Below are 4,126 nucleotides of genomic sequence, written 5' to 3'. Positions count from 1 at the left end.
GTTTCTGTTACTTTGTCATCTACCTCTTCGGACTTGGTGCCGGTTACTTTAATAGTCTGATTACCATTCACCGTATTCTTCTGTTCTCCGGTGACGGTCGTTTCCTGACCTGCTTCTTAGGTTTCAGTGACTTTGCCTTTTACAGTTTCATCCTTTGTACCTTTTACAGTCGTTGCCTGGCTGCCATAGTCTTCAGTTACTGCGCCCGATACTGTTTCCTTACGGTCGCCGGTAACTGTGGTTTCCTGACCCTTCTTGTAGGTTTCTGTTACTTTGTCATCTACCTCTTCGGACTTGGTGCCGGTTACTTTAATAGTCTGATTACCATTCACCGTATTCTTCTGTTCACCGGTAACGGTCGTTTCCTGACCTGCTTCATAGGTTTCAGTGACTTTGCCTTTTACAGTTTCATCCTTTGTGCCTTTTACAGTCGTTGCCTGGCTGCCATAATTTTCGGTTACTGCACCGGTAATATTTTCAGTCTTGGTTCCGGTTGCTGTATTGACCAGATCTTTGGCTGTGTTGGTAATGGTTCCGTTGGTTGCGGAGTTCGTAATATTTTCAGAAGCCGTATTTTCGATATTCTTTGCGGTATTGGAAATATTACCGTTTTCAGCTTTGTTTTCAATATTCGTTGTTCCCTGGGTGATAGAGGTCGAATTGGTACCGTCGGTAACAGTAGACTTTGTTTCGTTGGCTTTCTGATCGAAAGTGGAAGTATTGGTCCCGTCAGTGACAGTAGTGGTTGCTTCATTTACCTTCTGGTCGATGGTGGTGGTATTGGTACCATCAGAGATTTCGGATTTCGTTTCCGTCAGGGATTTGGTTTCCGTATTGTGCTTCTTGTCATCAATCGTATCCTTGATTTCTTCCGTAAAGGAAGTAGCGGTCTGGTTGGACGTGGACAGGCTGTGATCATCTTCGCTTCTCACTTTGACTTCATCGTGAGTGGCATCAAAGGTGGAGCTGCTCTTTTCATCGCCCAGATTTCCATTTACACCATAGTTTACAGAGGTGACAGTACCTTTATCAATGGTGGTATGGTTATTTTTTTCATCACCGATTGTGAGCTTATCCATGGAAAGATTGCCATCAACTTTGACATTATTGAAAGTAGCTGTCCCGCCGAAGGTCGAATTGCCGGTGACTTCCGCCGTAGCGCCAGACAATTTACCCTGGGCCGTAATATCTCCGCCAGCTGTAATATTGGTACCGGCATTAATCGTCGTATCGGAAGTAATTGTTTTTCCTTTCAGATCGCCAGAGAAGGTGCCATCCTTGCCGGATACGTCACCGGTTACAGAAACATCACCGGTAAATGTGCCATTTTTACCGGTTACGTTACCGGAGAATGTACCGTCCTTCCCGGATACGTCGCCGGTTGTGCTGATATCACCCAGGGCGGAGAGGCCATGCATGAACGAAGCATCTCCCGTAACCGTAAGGCCTTTAATATTGGCATCGTTAGCACTCAGGCTGTTGGTGACCTCCAGGTTTGTGGTTTTCGTATTTCCTTTGACCGTCAGTTCCCCCGGATTCGCCGTGGAGCCTACCGTGAGATTTGCCATAGAAGTATCACCGGCTACAGAAAGGTCGCCGGATAACGTGCCATTATTGCCGGAAATATCGCCGGTCGCTGTAAGATTTCCGGTAAAGGTACCATTCGCGCCGGATACGTCGCCTGTAAACGTGCCTTTTGCACCAGATACGTCACTAGTGAATGTACCCTTTACGCCGGATACATCGCCACTAAAATTACCATTTGTGGCAGATATATTGCTGCTGAATGTGCCCGATCCTGCTTTGATATTTCCACCACTGGTTACGTCGATGGCTTTATTCAGATTATCCGCATCTGTAGTATCACCATGGAGGACATTACCATTATTACTCTCTACTGCAGCTTGCGCCGTATAGGATCCGGAGAAACCTACCATGAGGCCAAAGGCTACGGCCAAAATTGCCTTTGCTGCAATGCGACCGCCGCTCTTGGACTTCGTATTCACTCTGGCGAATTCCGAGGCTACCACGTAGCAGTTTCTCGCCTTACTGTACACCACTTTGAAAATCTTATTCATAAATACACTTCCCTTCTCCCTCGCAAGGGTCAAATCCTTTCTCTCTGAAAATCCGGTACATACTGTCCGAATCTCTTACGATTTCAGTATAAAACAAGGGAAAGCGGTCTAGTGAATTTTGGCATGACACGTTGTTTTTTTGTCATGACTGGTTTTTGGGGGCCTGAATGAGCTGGGATTTCGGAAGGGAAACTGTCTTTTCCACAGTTTTTGAATCGGGGATGTCGGGGATGATCGGGAATCCCGGGGCTATCGGGAAGGTGGCGGCGGGCAGAAAAAGGCCCGCCTTTATATATGTATATAAAGAATGACGGGAGAAATGTCGATACCCATCAGCATGCTATCGTTCAAGCCCTCCCAGGCTTGGGAGGGTGCCCGAAGGGCGGGTGGGTCGTACTACAGATGCAAGACGAGAATAAACAAAAAAGATAGCGAACAGGCTTCCCCCGGGGAAGGCCCGAAAGGCCTGAAAGGGCAGAGAGTAAAAATGGCGGCGAAGCCGCCTGGTGCTTAGCCTTCCCTGGATAGGGAAGGTGCCTGCGGAGCAGGCGGATGGGATGATTTATGCTTGTTTGCTCATGTGCGTAAAAAGCTCATTCACCACTTCAAGCATCAATCTTCCAAGGGTGGCTTTTCTCTTCGGGCGGCTTCGCCGCCTGGTGGTCAGCCTTCCCTAGATAGGGAAGGTGTCGCCGTAGGCGACGGATGGGATGATTTATGCTTGTTTGCTCGTGACTGAAATGCTCTTTCAGCGTCTCAGGCATTACATTTCTCCCTGTCAGGGGTGATTGACTGGCCGGGAAACTTTACCGCCGATACAGCCGGGAATGGTTTCAACTTGTTCGCTGCCCACCGCTTCGCGGAGCCCCCTTATCGAAGGGGGCCGCACTTTTTCCGATAGAGTCAATTGTCCCGAGTTCCTTTTATCATTCAGCCTCATATGTGCCATGTGAAACTGAGGCTGATGCCGTACCATTTTCATCGTAAATGTCTCAAAAGTCTCGCGAGAAGGCTTCCCCTCGGGGAAGCTGGCCCGAAGGGCCTGAAAGGGCAGGGGATGGAATCCCGGCGGCCAGAGGCCGCCAATTTCTTCAGCGCCCTCTCACCCCTTCGGGGAGCTCTCCCGGAGGGAGAGCCTGCCGGACTACCGGTTGTGTCTCTTATCCCACGTGCATTTCGTCAGTTAGTCCCACATGTGCCTCAAAACGTACTCGAGCAGGCTTCCCCTCGGGGAAGCTGGCCCGAAGGGCCTGAAAGGGCAGGGGATGGAATCCCGGCGGCCAACGGCCGCCAATTTCTTTTACCTGCCCTCTCACCGCTGTCGCGGAGCTCTCCCGAGGGAGAGCCTTCTTGCTTATGGATAGAGTCATTTGTCCCGAGTACCTTTTCGTCAGTCAGTCCCACATGTGTCTCAAAACGTGCACGAGCAGGCTTCCCCTCGGGGAAGCTGGCCCGAAGGGCCTGAAAGGGCAGGAAATGAAATCCCGGCGGCCACAGGCCGCCATTCCTTTTACTTGCCCTCTCACCGCTGTCGCGGAGCTCTCCCGAGGGAGAGCCTACTCGCTTACCGATTTTCTCATTTGTCACGAGTACATTTCATCAATCAGCCTCATATGTACCTTGTGCCGAACCCTGCGCTTGTACCTTTTTTGTTCATTTTCGACATGTACCTGCTTGACATCCCCCCACCGCATTCGCGGAGCCCCCCCGGGATAAGTTTACCTTTAAGCTCACTTTCGACTTGTAAGATAGTACAGCCCCTCCGTCGCCTTCGGCGCCTGCCCGAACTTCGGGGAGGCTTTTTCGGGGGGCTCGCTTTTGCCGATAAAGTCATTTGTCCCAAGTACCTTTTCGTCAATTAGCCTCATTTATGCCTGGCAGCTGTAGTACGACCCCTCAGTCTGCTTCGCAGACAGCTCCCCAATTACACATATCGGCGCCGTTGCCACCGTAAATAAAACCGGTGGGAGTTCAATTTTTCTGTATAATTGGGTTAGCGGCAGAAATCGACCCACAGTATGTTCTTTGAGTTCGATCCCCAATTTGAT

The 4,126-nt window shown here is 50.1% G+C and carries 1 protein-coding gene; it reads right to left on the bottom strand.

Going from position 1 to position 4,126, the window contains the following annotated elements:
- Positions 1 to 116: 116 nt before the first annotated feature.
- On the bottom strand, positions 117 to 2,078 hold the full coding sequence (locus VZT47_RS09480; protein WP_330224722.1) for an ESPR-type extended signal peptide-containing protein: 1,962 nt from the start codon (positions 2,076 to 2,078) through the stop codon (positions 117 to 119).
- Positions 2,079 to 4,126: the final 2,048 nt, after the last annotated feature.

Origin of the sequence: Dialister sp., assembly GCF_036343215.1 — a bacterium.
Taxonomy (GTDB): Bacteria; Bacillota; Negativicutes; order Veillonellales; family Dialisteraceae; genus Dialister.
Note: the sequence above shows the minus strand (reverse complement) of the source record. Positions and strands in the feature narration are given on the sequence as shown.